Source organism: Streptomyces sp. NPDC060027 (assembly GCF_042737005.1).
Taxonomy (GTDB): domain Bacteria; phylum Actinomycetota; class Actinomycetes; order Streptomycetales; family Streptomycetaceae; genus Streptomyces.
The window spans coordinates 1-1539 of the sequence record NZ_JBHWVI010000454.1 but is presented as its reverse complement, the minus strand read 5'-3'; the positions used below and the strand labels follow the sequence as shown (position 1 = coordinate 1539).

Annotated in this window: 1 protein-coding gene; it reads left to right on the top strand. The window is 71.2% G+C overall.

Annotated features, from left to right (window positions below):
* The first annotated feature begins 139 nt into the window (after positions 1–139).
* Positions 140–1498, top strand: coding sequence for a phosphoglucosamine mutase (glmM, locus tag ACFWBT_RS42960; protein WP_385710268.1), 1359 nt, complete (start codon positions 140–142; stop codon positions 1496–1498).
* Positions 1499–1539 lie beyond the last annotated feature (41 nt).

Below are 1539 nucleotides of genomic sequence, written 5' to 3'. Positions count from 1 at the left end.
GCCACAGTGCCGCCGGGGCGTTCGTTTATCACAGTGGTTGGGCGTATAACGGCACAAGGTGCTCAAAGGCTCATGTGATCGGATGACCTCCGTATTCTTCGGGGGACTTCCGTACTCTGAAGCTTTCTCAGGAGGACAAGTGGGACGACTCTTCGGCACGGACGGCGTGCGCGGTGTCGCCAACGCGGATCTGACGGCCGAGCTTGCGCTCGGGCTCTCCGTGGCAGCGGCACACGTACTCGCCGAGGCGGGCACGTTCGCAGGCCACCGGCCCGTGGCCGTGGTCGGGCGGGATCCGCGCGCGTCCGGGGAGTTCCTGGAGGCCGCCGTGGTCGCCGGCCTCGCCAGTGCCGGCGTGGACGTCCTGCGCGTCGGCGTGCTGCCCACCCCGGCGGTGGCCCACCTCACCGGAGTGCTGGGCGCCGACCTCGGTGTGATGCTCTCGGCCAGCCACAACGCCATGCCGGACAACGGCATCAAGTTCTTCGCCCGCGGCGGGCACAAGCTCGCCGACGAGCTGGAGGACCGGATCGAGGGCGTCTACGAGGAGCACCGCACCGGCGCTCCCTGGGAACGTCCGACCGGCGCCGGCGTAGGCCGGGTGAACTCCTACGACCAGGGCTTCGACCAGTACGTCGCCCACCTCATCGGCGTCCTCCCGAACCGCCTCGACGGTCTGAAGGTCGTCCTCGACGAGGCGCACGGCGCGGCCGCCCGCGTCTCGCCCGAGGCCTTCACACGGGCCGGGGCCGAGATCATCACGATCGGCGCGGCGCCCGACGGGCTCAATATCAACGACGGTTGCGGCTCCACCCACCTGGAGCTCCTCAAGGCCGCCGTCGTCGAGCACGGCGCCGACCTCGGCATCGCGCACGACGGCGACGCCGACCGCTGCCTCGCGGTGGACCACACGGGCGACGAGATCGACGGCGACCAGATCCTGGCCGTCCTCGCGCTGGCGATGCGAGAGCGTTCCGCACTGCGCTCCGGCACCGTTGTCGCGACGGTCATGTCCAACCTGGGCTTCAAGCTCGCCATGGAGCGCGAGGGCCTCGCCCTGGTCCAGACGGCGGTCGGCGACCGCTACGTCCTGGAGGAGATGAAGCGGCACGGCTACGCCCTCGGCGGCGAGCAGTCCGGGCACGTCATCATCCTCGACCACGCCACCACCGGCGACGGCACGCTGACCGGCCTGCTGCTCGCCGCCCGGGTCGTTCAGAGCGGCCGTACGCTCCGGGACCTCGCCTCGGTCATGGAGCGGCTGCCGCAGGTCCTCATCAACGTGCCCGACGTCGACCGGTCGCGAGTGAAGACCTCCGCCGAACTGGCCACCGCGGTGGCCGACGCCGAGCGTGAGCTCGGCACCACCGGACGGGTGCTGCTGCGCCCCTCCGGCACCGAGCCGCTCGTCCGCGTGATGGTCGAGGCCGCCGACATCGACCACGCCCGGTCGGTTGCCGCCCGTCTGGCCGACGCCGTGAAGTCGGCGCTGGGCTAGTTCCCCGCTGCCTGAATCCGTGAGGCCCGGCACCCCAGGGG